We start from the raw sequence: 18,952 nt of genomic DNA on the forward strand, positions 1-18,952 counted from the left end.
TGCCGGCGTCCGTCCGACCGCCGTCCGGCATGCCGCCGTCCGATCCGCGGGCGTCCGGCCCGGTGCCGTCCGATCCGCGGGCGTCCGGCCCGGTGCCGTCCGATCCGCGGGCGTCCGGCCCGGTGCCGTCCGATCCGCGGGCGTCCGGCCCGGTGCCGTCCGACCCGCGGGCGCCCGGCCCGGTGCCGTCCGACCCGGCGGCAGCCGGCCCGGCAGCCGGCCCGGTGCCGGCCCGGACGGCGCCGGCCGCCACCGCCGAGCGCCGCTGGCCGGCCGGGGTCGAGCTGGCCGGCCGGGACGGCGCCCCGGTGGTGGTCCTGGGCGCATCGCTGGGCACCACCCGGCGGATGTGGCAGCAGCAGCTCGGCGCGCTCGGCGAACGGTTCCGGGTGCTGAGCTACGACCACCTCGGCCACGGCGAGGCCCCGCCGGCACCCGCGCGGTGCACCGTCGAGACGCTCGGGCGGCACCTGCTGGCGGTGCTGGACGCGCTCGGCATCCGGCGCGCCTCGTACGCCGGCCTGTCGCTCGGCGGGATGGTCGGGATGTGGCTGGCCGCGACCGTGCCGCACCGGGTGGACCGGCTCGCCCTGCTGTGCACCTCCGCCCACCTGCCGCCGGCCCAGGACTGGCGGGACCGGGCCGCCGCCGTCCGGGCCGGGGGCACCGCCGCGGTCGCCGACGCCGTGCTGGCCCGCTGGTTCACCCCGGGCTTCGCCGCCCGGCACCCGGACCGGGTGGCCGACTACCGGGCCATGCTCACCGGCGTGCCGGCGGCCGGCTACGCGGCCTGCTGCGAGGTCATCGCGGCCCTGGACCTGCGGCCCGACCTGGCCCGGATCCGGGCCGGGACGCTTGTGGTCGCCGGCGCCGGTGACCCGGCGACGCCTGTGCCGCACGCCCGGCTGATCGCCGCCGGGATCGGCCGGTCCCGGCTGCACGTCCTGCCGGACGCGGCCCACCTGGCCAACGTCGAACAACCGGCCGAGGTGACCCGGCTGCTCATCGAACATCTGGGAGGTGCGCCATGACCGACGGGACGGACCAGGACCGGCGGCGCCAGGGCACGGCCGTGCGCCGGGAGGTGCTCGGCGACGCGCACGTCGACCGGGCCGCCGCCCGTACCGACGCGTTCACCGCCGATTTCCAGGACTTCATCACCCGGTACGCCTGGGGCGAGATCTGGACCCGGCCCGGCCTGGACCGGCGTACCCGCAGTTGCATCACCCTGGCGGTGCTCGCGGCGTTGCACCACGACGAGGAGTTGGGCATGCACGTCGGCGCCGCGCTGCGCAACGGGCTCACCGAGGCGGAGGTCGCCGAGGTGCTGTTGCAGGTGGGTGTCTACGCTGGCGTCCCGGCGGCCAACCGGGCCTTTTCCGTGGCCCGGCAAGCGCTGCGGCGGGAGGACACGTGACGGGGGAGCCGAACCGGGGGCCCGAGTTCGTGCAGTCGCTGGAACGCGGGCTCGCCGTGATCCGGGCGTTCGACGCCACGCATCCGCAGCTCACCCTCAGCGACGTGGCGCGGGCCACCGGGCTGACCCGGGCCGCCGCCCGCCGGTTCCTGCTCACCCTCGTCGAACTCGGGTACGTCCGCACCGACGGCCGGCTGTTCGCGCTGCGCCCCCGGGTGCTGGAACTGGGCTACGCCTTCCTGTCCAGCCTCAGCCTGCCCCAGGTGGCGCAGCCGCACATGGAGACCCTGGTCGCGCAGGTACACGAGTCCTGCTCGATGTCGGTGCTGGACGGCGACGAGATCGTGTACGTGGCCCGGGTGCCGACCACCCGCCGGATCATGGCGGTGGCGATCAGCGTGGGCACCCGGTTCCCGGCGTACGCCACCTCGATGGGCCGGGTGCTGCTGGCCGCCCAGCCGGAGGACCGGCTGGACCACTACCTCGACGGCGCGCCGCTGCGGTCGCTGACCCGGCGGACCATCACCGACCCGGGCCGGCTGCGCGGCGTGCTGTCCCGGATCCGCGCCCAGGGCTTCGCCCTGGTCGATCAGGAACTGGAGGAGGGGCTGCGCTCGCTGGCCGTGCCGGTGCACGGCGAGGACGGGGCGGTGGTGGCCGCGCTGAACGTCTCCGCGCACACCAGCCGGGGCACCTCGGAGGTGATCCGCCGGGAGCTGCTGCCGCCGCTGCTCGGCGCCGCCCGCAAGATCGAGGAGGATCTGGGCGTCGCCGGACGTTAGAGGGACCGCCGCTGGCGAGCCAGGGCCGGCCCCGGGTTGTCCCGGTCGGGCCCTCAGCCGGGGATCGCTGCCGGCTCGGTCTGCGCGGGCAGGGTGTCCATGAAGGAGCTGACCGAGAAGACCGCGTTGCCGGCCCCGGGCGGACCGTACCCGGGCGGGCTGGTCAGCCCGTTGCGCTCCATGGTGGCGCGGTAGATCTCCAGCAGCCGGATGTGGTACTCCAGCGGCGCTCCCTGCGGGTTGGTCCGGCCCAGCGGGGTGGTCGGCTCCGGGCACCAGGTGGTGAACCGCGGCGTGATCCCCCTGGACATGAAGAACTCCAGCCCTTCGCCGGTGGACTCGATCGCCTCGTCGACGCTGCGGAAGCCGAACGGCTCGGCCATCTCCACCCCGGCCACGAAGTTCGGAATCACGTTGCGCGGGCCGAACACCTCGGCCGAGTCGAGGATCCGGCGGTGCCACTCCTCCCGGCCCACGTACCGCTCCTTGCCGGGGCAGTACAGCTCGAACAGCCGCTTGTCCCACACCTCGTAGTTGGGGTGGTAGATCCGTACCCCGTAGTCGTGGAACCGCTGCACGTCGGCGCGGGGGAGGGCCTGCGCCACCACCTTGCCGATCCACCGGCCGGGGAAGCGCTCCTCGATGGCCTTGGCGTACCGGCCGTAGAAGTCGGCCTCCGCGAGCCCGTCGACCTTCGAGGTCACGCTGCCACCGGTCAGGGTGTACGCCCGGGAGGCGCCCGCGGTGTCGTACCGGTCGATGATCTCCATGGCCTCCAGCACCTCGTCCACCGGCTTGACCCCGGTGTACGGCCGGCCGGCGGCCTTGTGCTGGCGCCAGTTGTGGTTGATGTCGCAGTACTGGCACTCCTCCTTGGCGCCGAAGTACTGGCAGACCCGGAACACGGTCAGGTAGATCAGGTAGCCCCACTGGATCGTCGGCGCGACCTCCATCACCGACTTGCCGTTGCTCAGCGTGTGCCGGTAGTACTCGGGCATCGGCGGCAGGCCGACGTCGCCGATCGGCCGGCCGTCCAGGAACAGCCGCAGCATGCCGTCCCCGCCGTCGGCCACCCGGTACGGCGAGTCGGGGTTGACCCGCACCGACACCACGGTGCGGCGCAGGTCGTACGGGCCGCCGGTGAGCACGATCTCCTCCGGCGGCCGGCGCAGCGCCGCGTTGCCCAGTTCCGGCAGCGTGCGGTGGTCGAACGAGAAGATGAAGTACGACTTCGGCTTGACCTCGCCGCCCTCGTTGTCGGTGAGCGCGGAGTCGTCGAACGCCACACCCCACGCAACAGGTCCTCCTTGAGCACGGCCTCCCGCGGGATGTGCGGGAACCGGGCCATGAGGTCCTCAATGAGATCGGTGCGGGTCTGCATCCGTACTCCCTCGCTCCGCGTCGACGGCGGTAGGGCCGCCGCCGCCCTGGTGGGGCCGGGTCGGGCCGGTGCCGCCGGGACGGGCCAAGCCCGCCACCCGACCTATGATGCTCCACCGCCCGGACACCGCCACCGCCCGGGCGTCGGGTGTGACGGACGCCGTACCCACCGACTCCGCCAGAAGTCGGGTCGATACCGATCCGGGGAGCCGGCTGCCCGGTTCGATCCCGCACATCCGATTACTGTACGTAATTTGTCTTTCGGCCCTGCTGATCGGCTCTGGTGGCGTCTGCTCCGGATTCTTCGGCGTCGTAAGGGATTTGCGCGGATGGGCTCCTGGAAAACGGGCACGCGGATCGCGGCTGAGATTACAGAATGTGACGAATGGAGAACGGATTGGGGGGGTTATGAAGCGCAGACCTTGGATCGGGCTCGCGCTGGCGGCCGCCTGCGGACCCCTGGTGCTGGCCGGATGCACCAGTGGCGGCAAGCCGGTCGCGAAGAAGTCGGACGCGCCACCCGCGGCGGTCGCGCTCACTCCGGCCGCGAACGCGACGAACGTGCCGATCAGCAGCGAGGTGGTGGCGTCGGCGACCAACGGCAAGGTCACCGAGGTCAGTCTCACCGACGACAAGGGCGCCCGGATCGAGGGCGCCATGCGGTCCGACGGGTCGTCCTGGTTGCCGGGTCGCCCGCTGGACTACCGGCACAGCTACACCGCGCAGGTCACCGCGGTCAACGCCGACGGCAAGCCGACCACGGCCACGACGAAGTTCACCACCATGGACAAGCCGGACCGGCAGGTGCAGACCAGCCTCAACCTGCGCAACGGCGAGACGTACGGGGTGAACATGCCGCTCACCGTCGCCTTCGACCCCGGCGTACCGAAGGAACAGCGGGCGGCCGTGCAGAAGCGCATGCTGGTCGGCACCGACCCGCCCCAGCCGGGAACCTGGTCCTGGCTCGACGACGGCAGCCAGGCCGAGTACCGGGCACCGGACCCGTGGAAGACCGGCACCCGGATCACCGCCCGCGCGGCCCTGGCCGGCCTGCCGATGGGCAAGTCCGGCTTCGGCGACGACGACCACACCGCGGTCGCCACCGTGGCGCCGGACGCGGTCCGGATGGACATCGACAACCACACCAAGCAGATGTCGGTCTACAAGAACGACAAGCTGGTCAAGCGGATCCCGGTCAGCCTCGGCAAGCCGAGCACCCCGTCGTCGAGCGGCAACATGGTGATCATGGAGAAGTTCGACACCACCGTCTTCGACACCCGGGGCGAACCGAACGGCGGCTACGTGGTCACCGTGCAGGACGCCCAGCGGCTCACCTGGGGCGGCGAGTTCATCCACGCGGCACCCTGGTCCGAGGGGGAGCAGGGCTACACCAACACCTCGCACGGCTGCGTCAACGTCTCCACCACGACGGCGAACTGGCTGATGGGGGTGACCCACATCGGCGACCTCGTTTCGGTGCAGGGCACCGAGGTGAAGCTGACCCGTGGCAACGGCTGGACGGCCTGGAACGACAGTTGGGACCAGTTCGTCAAGGGCAGCGCGCTGCCCGTACCGGCGGACCTGAAGCCGGCGGCCAGCCCGCCACCGGCGTCCGGCACACCGTCCGGCAGCGGCTCGCCGGCCGGCAGTGCCCCGGCCGCCGCCCCGTCCAACTCGGGCGGCTGAGCGGGGGACCCATCGTCGGCCGGCGGGCCGGTCCGGCCGGGTTCTGCCGGCGGATCGGTCCGCCGGGGCTGTCCGGGCGGGTCGGTCCCGGGCCTGTCCCGCGGGCCGTTCGGCCCTGTTCGGCCGCGCCGGCCGCGTCCACCCTGGGAGGGTGCCACCCGCGAGAACCGCGGCGGTGGCGGCGGTGACGGCGCTGGACGGGCGGAGACGGCGATGGGGCACGGGTACGGGTTGCTCGCCGGCCAACCGTTCGTGGCCGGCATGACCGACTGGCAGTTGGACTGGCTGTCCCGGCACGCCCGGCGGGCGGTCTTCCCGGCCGGCGCGCGGCTGTTCGTCGAGGGCGCGCCGGCGGACCGGTTCTGGCTCGTCGACCGGGGCATGCTGGAGGTGGACGCCGACCTTCCCGGCCGGGGCCGGGTGGTGATCGAGACCCTGGGGCCGGGCACGGTGCTCGGCTGGTCGTGGTTCTTCCCGCCGTACCGGTGGAACTTCGGGGCGGTGGCCCGGCAGACGACGTACGCGGTGGAACTCGACGGGCCGGGCGTGCGGGAGCTGTGCCAGCGCGATCCACTGCTCGGCTTCGAACTGACCCACCGGCTGCTGCGGGTCGTGGTGGACCGGTTGCAGGTGACCCGGCACCGGCTGCACGCCGCGATACCCGAGCCGTCGCCCGAGCCGCCACCCGAGCCGCCACCCGAACCGTCGCCCGATCCGCCGTCGTAGCGGGCGGCTCGCGTCGGCGGTGCGCGCCGGCCCGCCGCGGGCCGAGCCCGGTCGCGGCGTGCCGGCGGTCGACGGGCTACCCGACGTCGATGAGATCCACCACGAACACGAGGGTCTCACCGGGCCGGATCGCATCGCCCGCGCCGCGCTCGCCGTACCCGAGATGCGGCGGGATCACCAGCCGGCGCCGGCCGCCGACCCGCATCCCGACGACGCCCTGATCCCAACCCGAGATGACGTGGCCGCCGCCGAGCGGGAAGGTGAACGCGGAACCCCGGTTCCAGGAGGCGTCGAACTCCCGGCCGTCGGAATGCGAGATCCCGACGTAGTGCACGGTCGCCAGGCGCCCCGGCTCGGCCCGAGGGCCGTCGCCGACGGTGATGTCCTCCACGACCAGTTCGGTCGGTGGCGGGCCGGCGGGGGTTCCACCGTGGGCTTGGTCATCTGCTGTCCTTTCCGCATGCGGGCCCGAACTCTCCCGCCGAACCTACCGTCAGGACCGCAGCACGAAGTGGCGCCACTGCGCGTAAAAGTCGGTGGATGCCGCGTCGGCCTGGCTGGCGCCGACCAGACCGGCCCGGGCCAGCGCCCCGGCCAGCCCCGCCTGGGGGTCCGGCTCCGCGCTCTTGCCGGCCGGCCGGGTCACTGCCGCCAGGTACAACTCCCGGGCGCGCCGGTGGCCGTACCGGCCGGCGACGAACTGGAACAGGCTGGACGCGAGCGCCAGGTTGGTCGAGCGGGCCGGGGCGGCGTAGAAGCTCGGGTTGGCGGCCAGTTCGGGCTCGGCGCCCAGTTCGGGCTCGGCCGCCAGCCGCGCGGCCCGCAGCCGGGTCTGCGCCCGGCCGCGCACCGCCGAGGAGTCCCGGCCGGCGAGGTACTGGGCGAAACCCTCGACGGCCCACAGCGGCGCGCCGATCTCGGCGGCACCGGGCAGGCTGGCCGGCCGCGGCGACGCCGGCAGCATGGCCAGGCCGGCGGCGTACCCGAGCTGGCGTTTGATGGTCTCGTACGGGCTGCCGGCGGTGCGGCTGGCCGGCAGGTCGATGGCGATCCGGGTGCCGGCGTACCGGCCGTCCCCGCTGTCCTTCGCCCCGGCCCGGCGGACCGCGACGGTGACGCCGTCGGTCCAGTCCGGCGCCGCACCGCCGAACCATCCCCGGAAGGTGTCGGTGTCGGCGGCCACGAAGACGGCGAAGGACTCCGGCAGCGGGTTCTCGCCCCAGTCCCGGCGCAGTTCGGTGACCGCCTGCGCGGCGACCTCCGCCAGCGCGTCCGCGTTGTCGACATCGGACTGTGCGGCCAGCAGCACACCCGGCCGGCGCCGGACCTGCAACGCGCAGGTGTCCCACGGGCAGTCGGTCAGCGGCACCGGCTCACCGCCGACGGCCGCGCCGCGGGCCACGTCCACCAGGGTGACTGCGCCGTCGACCCGGCCGAAGACGTACCGGTGCCGGACCGTCGTGGCGGCGGCGTCCACCCCGGGCAGCCGCATCGTCAGGTCGACGTCGTACGCGATGGACTGCAACGGGAGCGAACTCGCGTACCGGCCCGGGGCGACCGGGTCGGGACCCCGACCGCAGCGGCGGAACCGCACCTGCTCGGGTGCGAGCTGGCGCAGGTTGGCAAGGACCTGCTTCTCGTGCGCGACCAGGGCGGGGTTGCCGGCGTCCACCGCGGCCAGCCAGCCGGGCGCGTCCTCGTTGGCCAGCGCCGTCGCCCGCCGGTCCAGAATCGCATCGACCTCCGGGTCCATGCTCGGAGTCGGCGCGTCGGCGGTGTCGGTGGCGGCCTGGCAGCCGCTGAGGGCGACCAGTGAGCCACCGAGAACCAAGGCCTGTCGTCGACGAATTCCCATGCACGCTCTCCCGGTCGACCGCGCCGCCGGTGCTGCCCGTACCGTCCCGCGGCGGCGACGGTGATCGTATCGGGCGCGCCGGGGCGGCGGCGTACCGGCCGGGAGTCTCCTCCCGGCCGGCACATCCGGCGCCGCCACCGGAGCCTTGACCTCGGCCGGCGCGACCGCTGACCGGACGGCCGTCCGGGAAGATGCGGATCCTCCGGAGGCAGGACGACCGTCCAGGTCAGCACGGGGCATGCGTCGCCGGCCCCGGCCCGGCCCTCGGGTCGACCAACCGCGTCGAGGGCCACCCTCATTGCACGCCGCCCGGGGGGTCCGGGACAGGGCCGGTGGACGCCGGTGTCCGGGACCTTCGGCCCGGTCAGCCGCGCAGCGCCGGCTCGGCGGCGGCGCTGCGCGCCGGTACCGGCACCGGGATCACCACCACCGGGCAGGTGGCCTTGCGGACGCACTCCTCGCTCACCGAGCCCAGCACGGTGTGCCGGAACCGGCTGTGCCCGTGGCTGCCCAGCACCAGCAGGTCGGCGTCGCGGGCGGCGGCGGCCAGCACCTCGGCCGCGCGGCCCTCCACCACCTCGCTGGCGACCGGGACCGGGGCGGCGACGGCCCGGGTCAGCTCGCCGATCTCGCGGTCCAGCATCTGCACGGTGCGGTTGCGCTCCTGCGCGGCCGTGCCCACCGTGACGAAGTCGCTCTCGATGCCGTCCCAGCGCCAGGACGCGACCGCCTGCACGGTGCCACCGCGGTTGGCGGCCTCCCGGACCGCCCACTCCAGCGCCCGCCGGCCGCCCCCGGAACCGTCCACACCGACCACGATCAGGTAGTTGTCGCTCATCGTCGCACTCCTTCCTCGACCCCTGCACCGTCGAGTACACCCGGGGTGGCGGCGCGTGCGGCAGGTCCCGACGTCCCGCCCACGAGGGGCCGGTGTGCCTCGCCCCGGCGGGACCTTCGGCCCTGCTCGGGTCGGGAATCCGATCGCAGGATCGGTGCCGTGAATGCACTGGACCTGGCGCGGTGGCAGTTCGGCGTCACCACCGTCTACCATTTTTTCTTCGTACCGGTCACGATCGGCCTCGCCGTGCTGGTGGCGGGGCTGCAGACCGCGTGGGTCCGCACCGACCGGCCGGAGTACCTGCGCGCGACCAGGTTCTGGGGCAAGCTGTTCCTGATCAACTTCGCCATGGGCGTGGTCACCGGCATCGTGCAGGAGTTCCAGTTCGGGATGAACTGGAGCGCGTACTCCCGGTTCGTGGGCGACATCTTCGGCGCGCCGCTGGCCCTGGAGGGGCTGCTCGCGTTCTTCCTGGAGTCGACCTTCCTCGGCCTGTGGATCTTCGGTTGGGACCGGCTGCCCCGCCGGGTCCACCTGGCCACCATCTGGCTCGCGGCCGTCGGCACCGTGCTGTCGGCGTACTTCATCCTGGCCGCCAACTCCTGGATGCAGCACCCGGTGGGCTTCGTGTACAACCCGGTGACCGGCCGGGCCGAGCTGACCGACATCGTGGCCGTGCTGACCAACTCCACCACGCTGGTCACCTTCCCGCACACCCTGGCCGCGGCGTTCCTCACCGCCGGCGCGGTGATGCTGGCGGTCTGCGCCTGGCACCTGGCCCGGCGCAACGAGGTGGCGGTGTTCCGGCCGAGCCTGCGGCTGGCGCTGTGGGTGGTCGCGGTGGCCGGGGTGCTGCTGGTGGTCACCGGCGACATCCAGGCCCGGGTGATGACCCACCAGCAGCCGATGAAGATGGCCGCGGCCGAGGCCCTGTACGACACCTCCGGACCGGCGTCGTTCTCGCTGTTCACGATCGGCACCCTGGACGGCCGCGAGGAGGTCCTCAGCCTCCGCGTCCCGCACGCGCTGTCGATGATGGCCACCGGCGACCCGGACGGCACCGTCGAGGGCATCAACGACCTGCAACGCGAGTACGAGCAGCGGTACGGCCCCGGCGACTACCGGCCGTACGTGCCGGTGACGTACTGGTCGTTCCGGCTCATGATCGGCTTCGGTGCCCTGGTCACGGTGCTCGCCCTGGCCGGCCTGTGGCTCACCCGCGGCGGCCGGCTGCCCGGGCGGCGCTGGATCTGGCGGGCCGGGGTGTGGGCGGTCTGGCTGCCGTTCGCCGCCAACACGATGGGCTGGATCTTCACCGAGATGGGCCGGCAGCCGTGGGTGGTGTTCGGCGTGCTGCGTACCGCCGACGGCGTCTCGCCGACGGTCGGCGCCGGCGCCGTGATCACCTCGCTGGTGGTCTTCACCCTGCTCTACGGCGCGCTCGCGGTGGTCGAGGTCGGCCTGCTGCTGGCGGCGGCCAAGGCCGGCCCGCCGCCCGAACCGGGGCCGGAGCCGGCGCCGGCCGACGCCGACGACGACGAAACCCGCCCACTCGCCTTCGCCTACTGACCCCGGGAGCGTCCGGTGACTCTCAACGACGTCTGGTTCGCACTGATCGCCGTGCTGTGGGCGGGCTACTTCCTGCTGGAGGGCTTCGACTTCGGCGTCGGCATGCTGCTGCCGGTGCTCGGCCGCGACGAGCCGCGCCGCCGGGTCCTGATCAACACGATCGGGCCGGTCTGGGACGGCAACGAGGTGTGGCTGCTGGTGGCCGGCGGCGCGACCTTCGCGGCCTTCCCCGAGTGGTACGCCACCCTGTTCTCCGGGTTCTACCTGCCGCTGCTGCTCATCCTGGTGGCGCTGATCCTGCGCGGGGTGGCCTTCGAGTACCGCGGCAAGGTCGACGACGACCGGTGGCGGCGGCGCTGGGACGCGGCCATCATCGGCGGCAGCCTGGTGCCCGCGCTGCTCTGGGGGGTGGCGTTCGGCAACATCGTCCGCGGGGTGCCGCTGGACGCCCGGCACGAGTACGTCGGCACCGTGTTCGACCTGCTCAACCCGTACGCCCTGGTGGGCGGGCTGACCACGCTGACGCTGTTCCTCACCCACGGCGCGGTGTTCGTGGCGCTCAGGACCACCGGCGACATCCGGATCGAGGCGCGCCGGCTGGCCGGCCGGGTCGGACCGGTGGCCGCCGCCGCGGCGGTCGGGTTCCTGGGCTGGACGCAGGCCGCGCACGGCGACCCGGTCAGCGCGGCCCTGTCCGTGCTCGCGGCCGCGGCGCTGGTGGGCGCGCTGCTGGCCAACCGGATCGGGCGGGAGGGCTGGGCCTTCCTGGCCACCGCGGTCACCGTGGTGACCGCGACCGCGGCGCTGTTCGTCGGGCTCTACCCCCGGGTGCTGCCCTCGACGCTCGACCCGGCCGGCACGCTCACCGTGCACAACGCTGCGGCCACGCCGTACACGCTGACGGTGATGACCTGGGTGGCGGTCCTGGTCACCCCGGTGGTGCTGGCGTACCAGGCGTGGACGTACCGGGTCTTCCGGCGGCGGATCGGCACGGCGGACATCCCGCCGCCCCGCGGCCCGCTGCCGGCCGGATCGGCGGACCCGGCCGGATGGTCGGATCCGGTCGGATCGGCGGACCCGGCTGGATCGTCGGACCCGGCCGGATCGGCAGGGAGTGCGGGTCCGGCGGCCGCCGCCGGGTCCCCCGCGGGGTCTCCCGCGGGGTCTCCCGGCGGCGGTTCCCGGCCGGCGGTCGGGAGCTGAGTCCGGGCGGGCTACCCTCGCAAAGGTCCGGTTCGAGGGAAGGGGGAGCGTATGCGGCTGCTGCTCATCGGTGCGCCCGGGGCGGGCAAGGGGACCCAGGCGGTACGCGTCGCCGAGCACTTCGGGCTCACCCACATCTCCAGCGGTGACCTGTTGCGCCGGCACATCGCCGAGGAAACCTCCATCGGGCGGTCGGTGGGGGCCGCGATGCACCGCGGGGACCTCGTCACGGACGGGATCGTGATGGACGTGCTCCGCAAGCCGGTGGAGGCGGCCAGCCGCAACGGCGGGTACGTCCTGGACGGCTTCCCGCGCACCGTGGAGCAGGCGGAGGTGGCGTACCTGGTGGCCCGCGACATCGGCGCCTCGGTGCAGGTGGCGGTCTTCCTCGACGTGCCCCGGCCGGAGCTGGTCCACCGGCTGCTGGAGCGCGGCCGGGCGGCCAACCGCACCGACGACACCGAGGACGTCATCACCCGGCGGCTGCGGGTGTTCGAGGAGCACACCCTGCCGCTGCTGGACTACTACCGCCAGCGCGAGCAGCTGCTCAAGATCGATGGTGCCCGGTCGGTCGACGAGGTGACCGCCGCACTGGTGGCCGAGTTGGAGGCGGTGCGGCACCTGCTGGACGGCTGAACGGCCGCCCGGTCAGCCGATCTCGATCCGGACCGGTGCCGTCCCGCGCAGCGTCACGACCACCCGTTCGCCGTCGACCAGCACGTTGCCGCGGTCGACCCGCACCGGCCGGTCGGTGGCGAAGACGGCGATGTCCTCGCCCTGGGTAGGCCGCAGCTCGACCGTCGACCCTTCCCGGCTGACCAGCTCACAGCTCGTCTCCACGAGGGTGGCCGGACCCACCCGCACCCCCACCGGCAGCATCAGCCCGGACCGGGCCGGCATCCGCAGCCGCCGCCCGCTCAGCACCGGCCGGTCGCCGTCGCTCAGGCCGAACTCGACCGCCGAGGGCGCGACGTTGATCAGGTGCAGCAGCCGCTGCCCGGACCGGTCCACGGTGCTGGTCAGCACCAGCCCCGCGGTCCCGGCGTCGTGCCGCAGCCGGGGCCGCACGCCCAGCCGGTCCAGCGCGGCCCGCCAGAAGTCCAGCAGGCAGGGCTGGTCGGCGGCGATCACCAGGGCCCGGCCGGCGCCCACGGACACCTCCACGGCGCAGGGCCGGCCCGAGCCGACCTCGGTGAGCACCGGCTCACCGGCCCCGGAAAGTAGCTGCGCCCAGCCGACCCGGACCTCCGCGGGACCGGCCGCCCAGCCGTGCCCGACCACCGACGGGAAGTAGTCCCGGCCGCTTTCCACCCAGCCGTCGGCCCGCAGGCCCAGCGCGTCGGCCAGCAGCGTGCAGTCGGCGCCGTCGTGGTCGCGGACCGGCAGCGGCCCGTGCAGCAGCAGCCGGCCGCCGGCCGCCAGGTGCGCCACCAACCGGCGCTGCACGTCGGCGCCGAGGGTGGGCGCGCTGGCCAGCACGAGTACGCCCGGTCCGGCCGGGGGCGCCGGTCGGTCCGGTGCCGGTTCCGCCGACGCGGCCGACTCCGACGCGGCCGCCGGGGGTGGCGTCGGCGCCCCCGACTCCGCCGGGGGTGCCGGGGGCGCCGCGAGGTTCACGGCCGGGAAGGAGAAGCCGCCCAGCAGCAGGGCGCGGGCGAGGATCTCCCGGGAGCCCATCCCGCGGAACCGCTCCAGCTCGGCGACCTGCGCGGTGCGCGGCGCCGACGCCGGGTGGCGGTACTCGGTCAGGTAGTGGTCGGGGACGAACCCCAGCGCCAGGTCGTCGTGCTCCTCGTCGCCGTCGGCCAGCAGGTCCGCGGCCCCGCGCAGCGCGTGCAGGGCGCGGCGGGCCGCCGGGTACGTGTGGTTGGGCCGACCCTCCGGCCCGAGCGGGGCGGCGAACCCGTGCCGCTGCCCCGTGAAGGCGATCCGGTCGTTCCCGTCGCCGACCGGCTCGGCCAGCGGCGGGTTGTGCCCGCCGGCGAACAGGTAGAGGTTGACCAGCCGGTTGCCCTGGGCCGCGCACAGCCGGATCTTCAGGTCCAGCGCCTCCGGCGGGTACAGCGTGCTCAGGTCCTCGGTGTAGTCGCCGCTGCCGGCCTCGAACTCCAGGCAGGTCAACGGCTGGTCGGCGGCGAGCGAGGCGGTGAGGAAGGCGTTCGAGACGTACAGGTCGGGCACGTTGCCGACGGTCAGGTCGCCCAGGTAGTAGTCCGAGCCGGCGGTCAACTGCGGCTGGCCGTGGTACGCCTGCGCGAGCTGGCTGATCCCGATCGGGAAGGTGCGGCCCCGCTTCTCGTCGGTGCCGTGCACGTTGACCAGGAACGGCACCCCGGTCACGCCGTGCCGCTGCGCGGACTCGCGCAGCGCCGCCACGTACCGGCGGTACCGGTCCCGCATGTACCGGCCGAGGTCGTCGTGCAGCGTCAGGGAGTGTTCGTCGGCGGGGGTGCGCAACGCCGCGGCCCAGGCCGGGGCGTCGGACGGGTCGGCACCGACCCGCCGCGCGGCGCCGGAGCGGCCGTACCGGTCGACCGCCCACCGGGCCAGGTCGGCGCAGAGCCCGTCGGTCAGGTCGGGGGAGTTGGTGACCCAGGACAGCATCCCGATCTCGTTGTCGAGCTGCACCGCGAGCACCGGGCCGCCGCGGGTGGCGAGCCGGCCGGCCACTACCGGCATCACCTGCGCGTACCAGCCGTCCGCCGCGGCCAGGAACTCCGGCGCGAGGTAGTCCAGGGTACGGGTGGGGATCGGGGCGCCGTCCCAGGTGCTCGCCAGCAGGTGTGGATGATCGGCGTACAGCCGGAACGGCACGCCCTCGTTCTTGATCTCGGCCATGATGAACGGCCCGGGCCGCACGATCGCGTGCAGGCCGCGGTCGTGCGCCAGGTCGAGGAAGCCGGCCAGGTCGCGGCGTTCGTCGGTACGCCCGGTCAGGTCGACGGTGCGGTCGGGCAACTCGTGCCACAGCCAGGGCACGTACGTGGCCACGGTGTCGGCGCCGCAGTCGCGCAGCCGGTCCAGCCGGTCGGCCCAGTCGCGCCGGGCGAGCCGGAAGTAGTGCACCTCGCCGGCCAGCAGCAGACGGGGCCGGCCGTCGATGGTGATCCTGCGGTCTTGAAGTAGCACCTGGGGCATATCGGGCAGAGCTCCCTCTCGCCGGAGATTGTGGACCCGAGACTTGTGAACTGCGTCTCGGCTGCCTATGGTCGCCTGAAACCGGTTTCTGTGTCAGGCACGTTACGGATCGGGGAGGACATGAGCAACAGCCGCGTGACGGTTCGGGAGATCGCCCGGCTCGCCGGGGTCTCGGTGGCAACCGTGTCCCGGGTGTCCAACGGCACCGGGCAGGTGTCCCCGGAGATGCGCCGCCGGGTGCTGGAGGCCATCGAGAAGCACGGCTACCGCCCGGACCATCTCGGCCGGGCCCTGGCGGCCCGCCGGCACGGCGCACTCGGCCTGGTCTTTCCCGGACTGTCCGGGCCGTACTTCACCGAACTGATCCAGGGCTTCGAGTCCGAGGCCATGCCGTCCCGCTCCAGCGTGCACATCCTCTGCACGCACCTGCGGGAGGACTCCGACGCGCAGGTGCTGGAGATGGGCCGCCGGGTCGACGGCGTGGCGGTGGTCGGCGGCACCATCTCCGACGGCGCGCTGGGCCGGCTGGCCCAGCAGACGCCGGTGGTGGTGATCGCCGGCGAGGGCCCCGGGGACGTCCCGTCGGTGCGGGCCGAGAACACCGCGAGCATGGCGGCGCTGACCCGGCATCTGCTGGTCGACCACCAACTGCGGGACCTGGTCTTCGTCGGTAACCCGGCCGGCTCGCCGGACGTCACCCGGCGGTGGACCGGCTTCCTCGACGCGCACCGGTCGCTCGGGCTGGCCCCGCCGGCCGCGCCGGTGCCGGTGGGGCTGCAACAGGCCGACGGGGTGCTCGCGGCCGAGCGGCTGTTCCGCCCCGGAACCGGAACCGGAACCGGAACCGGAAGCGGGAGCGGAGCCGGAGCCGGAGCCGCCGGCGGCGCCGCGGAATCCGGTGCGGCGCCGGCGCGTCCCGGCGGGGTCGTCTGCGCGAACGACGAGACCGCGCTCGGCGTACTGGTCGGCGCGCTGGGCCGCGGCCTGCGGGTACCGCAGGACCTGGTCATCACCGGCTTCGACGACGCGCCCATGGCCGGGCTGGTCACCCCGGGCCTGACCACCGTCCGGCAACCGGTGCGGGAACTGGCCGCGGAGGCGGCCCGGGTGCTGCTGGCGGCCGCCGCCGAGCCCGGCGCCCCGCCCGCCCCCGATCTTCTGCTGACCACCGAACTCGTTCTGCGGCACAGCTGCGGCTGCCCGGCAGATCAGGCGACATCCACCCCCTGAAACATCCAACCCCTCGGAGGTACGAGATGAGAAGCAGGCGGTTGGCCGCCGCGATCGCGGCCACCCTGACCGCGTCGATCGCGCTGGCCGGTTGCGGCCGTGACTCGGACGGCGGCCGGGAGGAGGCGAAGTCCGTCGGCGCCGGCAAGGCGAGCGGGGACATCACGGTCTGGGCGATGGGCACCGAGGGCGAGAAGCTCGCCGAATTCGCCAAGGCGTTCTCCGCGGAGAACCCCGACGCCAAGGTCAACGTGACGGCCGTCCCGTGGGACGCGGCGCACCAGAAGATCGCGAGCGCCATCGCCGCGAAGCAGACGCCGGACGTGTCGATGATCGGCACCACCTGGCAGGGCGAGTTCGCCAAGTCCGGCGCGCTCGACCCGACCCCGCCGGACCTGATCAAGAAGGACGACTTCTTCCCCGGCGCCTGGGACACCACGATCGTCAACGACACCCCCTACGGCGTCCCCTGGTACGTGGAGACCCGGCTCATCTACTACCGCAAGGACCTGGCGGCCAAGGCCGGCTTCCCGGACGGCCCGAAGACGTGGGACGACCTCGCGGCGATGGCCAAGGGCATGAAGGAGAAGGCCGGCGCCAAGTGGGGAATCAACCTCCAGCCCGGCAAGACCGGCAGCTGGCAGTCGGTGCTGCCGTTCGCCTGGTCCAACGGCGCCGAGGTGGCCACCGAGGACAAGCTCAGCTTCGACACCCCGGAGCTGACCGAGGCGCTCGCCTACTACCAGTCCTTCTTCACCGACGGCCTGGCGCCGACCGACCTGCCGGACGGCTCGCTGGAACCCGGCTTCGTCAACGGCGAGATCGGCGCGTTCATCTCCGGCCCCTGGCACATGGGCATCGTCGAGGAGCAGGGCGGGCCGGACTTCAAGGACAAGTACGCGGTGGCACAGATGCCGACGAAGCAGTCCTCCACCTCGTTCATCGGCGGCAGCAACCTCGCCGTCTTCAAGGACGCCAGGAACCGGGACGGCGGCTGGAAGTTCGTGCAGTGGCTGAGCCAGCCCGAGGTGCAGGTCAAGTGGTACGAGGCGGTCAAGGACCTGCCGGCCGTGCAGTCGGCCTGGAACGATTCGACGCTGTCCGGCGACACCTTCCTGGCCGCCTTCGGCGAGCAGCTCAACAGCGCCAAGGCGCCGCCGGCCATCCCGACCTGGGAGCAGATCGCCGCGGCGTTCGACATCGAGGTCGAGAAGCTGTGCAAGCAGAACACCGATCCGGCCGCGACCGCCAAGGCGATTCAGGAGAAGGCGAGCGCGATCGGGACCGGGAGCTGAGATGGCCAGCGCCTCCACGGCCTCGGCGCGGTCGGCCGGCGTCACCGCCGGCCGCCGCGCCGCCCCGGCCGGATCCCGGGTACGCCTGCGCCGAGCGCTGACCGGCTGGGCCTTCTCCGCGCCGTTCACCGTGCTGTTCGTGGTGTTCATGGCGCTGCCGGTGGCGGCCTCACTGGTGATGAGCTTCACCGACCTGCGCTCCACCGACCTGCGCCACCCGCTCGCGGTCAACTTCGTCGGCCTCGACAACTACACCCGGCTGTTCGCCGACGACCTGTTCCGGCGCTCGTCGGTCAACACGCTGGTGTTCGTCGTGTTCGGGGTGCCGCTGACCATGGTGCTGGCGCTCGGCGCCGCCTCGGCGCTCAACTCGGGGCTGGTCCGCTTCCGGGCGCTGTTCCGGGTCGGGTTCTACCTGCCGGTGGTGACCAGCATCGTGGCCATCGCGGTGGTCTGGCGGTTCCTGCTCGACCCGGAGATCGGGCTGGTGAACAACCTGCTGCGGCTGGTCGGCATCGACGGGCCGAGCTGGCTGTCCGACACCGCGCTCGCGCTGCCGTCGCTGATCGCCATGGCGGCGTGGCGCAACTTCGGATTCCTGATGGTGATCTTCCTGGCCGGGCTCCAGGCGGTACCGGCCGACCTCTACGAGGCGGCCACCCTGGACGGGGCGACCCGGTGGCAGCAGTTCCGCAACGTCACGCTGCCGATGCTGCGCCCGACGCTGCTGTTCGGCGGCGTGATCACCGGCATCGGGTACCTCCAGTTGTTCGAGGAACCGTTCGTGATGACCCAGGGCGGACCGCTCTCCTCGACCCTGTCGGTGTCCTACCACATCTACAACCAGTTCGGGTTCGGCAACTACGGCTACGCGGCCGCCGCCAGCTACGTGCTCTTCCTGGCCATCGTGGCGCTGTCGGTCGTGCAGTTCCGGCTGCTGGGGGAGAGGAACTGACGATGGTCACCTCGAACACCGCACTGCGTACCCGGGACCGGGTCGCGCGGACCGTGCTGCACGTCACCCTCGGCCTCGGCCTGCTCGCCGTGGCCGGGCCATTCGTCTGGATGGCGCTGTCCTCGGTCAAGCCGGAGCGGGAGATCCGGGCGGTGCCGCCGACCTGGTGGCCCGGGACGATCACGCTGGAGAACTTCCGCGAGCTGTTCGCCCGGCTCGACTTCCCGCTCTACTTCTTCAACTCGGCGCTGGTCGCGACCCTGGTCACGGCCGGCAACCTGCTGTTCTGCTCGCTCGTCGGGTACGCGCTGGCCAAGCTCAGCTACCCGGGCAAGCGGGCGCTGCTGCTGGCCGTGCTCGGCATGCTCATGGTGCCCGGCATGGTGACGTTCGTCCCGCAGTTCGTGCTGGTCAGCAACATGGGCCTGACGAACTCGTACGCCGGGCTGATCCTTCCGTTCCTGGTCGGGCCGTTCGGCGTCTTCCTGATGCGGCAGTTCCTCCAGTCGATCCCCGACGACCTGATCGAGGCCGCCCGGGTCGACGGCGCCGGGGAGTTCCGGATCTTCTGGCGGGTGGTGCTGCCGCTGTGCCGGCCGGCGCTGGCCACCCTGGGCATCCTCACCTTCCTCGCGTCCTGGAACAACTTCCTCTGGCCCCTGGTGGTGGCCACCACGGAGGACAAGTACACCCTGCCGGTCGCCCTCGCGCTGTACAGCGTCGGCCAGAACCGGACCGACTACGGCCTGCTGCTGGCCGGCGCCGTCGTTGTCGTGCTCCCCGTGCTCGTCGTCTTCCTCGTGCTCCAGCGGCACTTCCTGCGCGGCATCGCCACCACCGGCCTCAAGTGACCGGCCTCAAGTGACCGGCCCCACGTG

The 18,952-nt window shown here is 73.2% G+C and carries 15 protein-coding genes and 2 pseudogenes; 12 read left to right on the forward strand and 5 right to left on the reverse strand.

The genetic code is table 11. From position 1 onward, the window contains the following. Positions 1 to 62: 62 nt before the first annotated feature. From pcaD to CIK06_RS13365, 3 genes are read left to right on the forward strand one after another with little or no spacing between them, the layout of a single operon-like run. Positions 63 to 1,031, forward strand: coding sequence for a 3-oxoadipate enol-lactonase (gene pcaD, locus CIK06_RS13355; protein ID WP_232534193.1), 969 nt, complete (start codon positions 63 to 65; stop codon positions 1,029 to 1,031). Next, positions 1,028 to 1,417 (forward strand): 4-carboxymuconolactone decarboxylase, encoded by a 390-nt coding sequence (gene pcaC / locus CIK06_RS13360; RefSeq protein WP_095565110.1) that lies wholly within the window; start codon positions 1,028 to 1,030, stop codon positions 1,415 to 1,417. The genes pcaD and pcaC overlap by 4 nt, the downstream gene beginning before the upstream one ends. After that, positions 1,414 to 2,199: an IclR family transcriptional regulator gene (locus tag CIK06_RS13365; protein ID WP_095565111.1), complete on the forward strand. Its 786-nt coding sequence runs from the start codon at positions 1,414 to 1,416 to the stop codon at positions 2,197 to 2,199. Before pcaC ends, CIK06_RS13365 begins: the two co-directional genes overlap by 4 nt. A gap of 53 nt (positions 2,200 to 2,252) precedes the next feature. On the opposite strand, the gene CIK06_RS13370 is transcribed toward CIK06_RS13365, so the two are convergent. Further along, entirely contained in the window at positions 2,253 to 3,485 is a 1,233-nt protein-coding gene (locus CIK06_RS13370) for a radical SAM protein (protein ID WP_232534194.1), read from the reverse strand. A gap of 502 nt (positions 3,486 to 3,987) precedes the next feature. Between CIK06_RS13370 and CIK06_RS13375 the strand changes: the two genes are divergently transcribed. Next, entirely contained in the window at positions 3,988 to 5,265 is a 1,278-nt protein-coding gene (locus tag CIK06_RS13375) for an Ig-like domain-containing protein (protein WP_095565112.1), read from the forward strand. A 213-nt stretch (positions 5,266 to 5,478) separates the two neighbouring features. Then, complete coding sequence (locus CIK06_RS13380) at positions 5,479 to 5,991, forward strand: cyclic nucleotide-binding domain-containing protein (protein ID WP_095565113.1); 513 nt, start codon at positions 5,479 to 5,481, stop codon at positions 5,989 to 5,991. A 76-nt stretch (positions 5,992 to 6,067) separates the two neighbouring features. Here the strand turns inward: CIK06_RS13380 and CIK06_RS13385 are convergent. The 3 genes and pseudogenes from CIK06_RS13385 to CIK06_RS13395 form a co-directional block, all read right to left on the reverse strand. After that, positions 6,068 to 6,453: pseudogene (locus CIK06_RS13385) on the reverse strand (FKBP-type peptidyl-prolyl cis-trans isomerase). 31 nt (positions 6,454 to 6,484) lie between these two features. Further along, complete coding sequence (locus CIK06_RS13390; protein ID WP_095565115.1) at positions 6,485 to 7,822, reverse strand: hypothetical protein; 1,338 nt, start codon at positions 7,820 to 7,822, stop codon at positions 6,485 to 6,487. Positions 7,823 to 8,210: 388 nt separating this feature from the next. Further along, positions 8,211 to 8,684, reverse strand: coding sequence for a universal stress protein (locus CIK06_RS13395; RefSeq protein WP_095565116.1), 474 nt, complete (start codon positions 8,682 to 8,684; stop codon positions 8,211 to 8,213). Between the two features lie 159 nt (positions 8,685 to 8,843). Here CIK06_RS13395 and CIK06_RS13400 point away from each other — a divergent pair, with 159 nt between their 5' ends. From CIK06_RS13400 to CIK06_RS13410, 3 genes and pseudogenes are all read left to right on the forward strand, one after another. Beyond that, complete coding sequence (locus CIK06_RS13400) at positions 8,844 to 10,253, forward strand: cytochrome ubiquinol oxidase subunit I (RefSeq protein WP_095565117.1); 1,410 nt, start codon at positions 8,844 to 8,846, stop codon at positions 10,251 to 10,253. A gap of 15 nt (positions 10,254 to 10,268) precedes the next feature. Further along, positions 10,269 to 11,258 (forward strand): annotated as a pseudogene (gene cydB / locus CIK06_RS13405) (cytochrome d ubiquinol oxidase subunit II); the annotation flags it as partial. A 249-nt stretch (positions 11,259 to 11,507) separates the two neighbouring features. Continuing rightward, positions 11,508 to 12,092, forward strand: a complete 585-nt coding sequence (locus CIK06_RS13410; protein ID WP_095565119.1) for an adenylate kinase — start codon at positions 11,508 to 11,510, stop codon at positions 12,090 to 12,092. Between the two features lie 12 nt (positions 12,093 to 12,104). On the opposite strand, the gene CIK06_RS13415 is transcribed toward CIK06_RS13410, so the two are convergent. Next, the gene (locus CIK06_RS13415; protein ID WP_095565120.1) at positions 12,105 to 14,594 is read right to left on the reverse strand and encodes a beta-galactosidase; all 2,490 of its coding nucleotides are present in this window, start codon (positions 14,592 to 14,594) and stop codon (positions 12,105 to 12,107) included. A gap of 120 nt (positions 14,595 to 14,714) precedes the next feature. Between CIK06_RS13415 and CIK06_RS13420 the strand changes: the two genes are divergently transcribed. The 4 genes from CIK06_RS13420 to CIK06_RS13435 are packed head-to-tail and all read left to right on the forward strand — an operon-like array spanning position 14,715 to position 18,925. Beyond that, positions 14,715 to 15,824, forward strand: a complete 1,110-nt coding sequence (locus CIK06_RS13420; protein WP_095565121.1) for a LacI family DNA-binding transcriptional regulator — start codon at positions 14,715 to 14,717, stop codon at positions 15,822 to 15,824. Between the two features lie 26 nt (positions 15,825 to 15,850). Continuing rightward, a complete protein-coding gene (locus tag CIK06_RS13425) occupies positions 15,851 to 17,119 on the forward strand; it encodes a sugar ABC transporter substrate-binding protein (protein ID WP_095565122.1) in 1,269 nt (422 codons plus the stop codon). 1 nt (position 17,120) lies between these two features. Further along, positions 17,121 to 18,074, forward strand: a complete 954-nt coding sequence (locus tag CIK06_RS13430; RefSeq protein WP_095565123.1) for a carbohydrate ABC transporter permease — start codon at positions 17,121 to 17,123, stop codon at positions 18,072 to 18,074. Positions 18,075 to 18,076: 2 nt separating this feature from the next. Continuing rightward, positions 18,077 to 18,925, forward strand: a complete 849-nt coding sequence (locus CIK06_RS13435) for a carbohydrate ABC transporter permease (RefSeq protein ID WP_095565124.1) — start codon at positions 18,077 to 18,079, stop codon at positions 18,923 to 18,925. The last annotated feature ends 27 nt before the right edge of the window (positions 18,926 to 18,952 follow it).

Source organism: Plantactinospora sp. KBS50 (assembly GCF_002285795.1).
Taxonomy (GTDB): Bacteria; Actinomycetota; Actinomycetes; order Mycobacteriales; family Micromonosporaceae; genus KBS50.